1 protein-coding gene is annotated in these 234 nt (G+C 65.8%); it reads left to right on the forward strand.

Translation table 11 applies throughout. From position 1 onward, the window contains the following. On the forward strand, nucleotides 1–234 hold a 234-nt coding region (locus AC0L3J_RS38430; RefSeq protein WP_473350627.1), incomplete at both ends, for a toxic anion resistance protein.

Consider the following 234-nt stretch of genomic DNA (forward strand, 5'->3'; position numbering starts at 1 on the left):
TTGCAGGAAAGCGACGTGCCGGAAGTCCATGCGGTCGCGCAGCGGATCGAGGTCGGCAGTCCGCAGACCGTTGCCGAGTTCGGCCGCGACGTGGCCGAGCACACGTCCCGCTACGCCGATAGCCTGCTGGACCAGGTGCGCAACAGCGACCTGGACGAAGCAGGCGAGAAACTGACCCAGGTTGTCGCCAAGGCCCGTTCCCTGAACGTCGGCCCTTTGTCCGACAACCGTTCC

The sequence above is a fragment of the Bradyrhizobium sp. Kon37 genome (genome assembly GCF_055807535.1).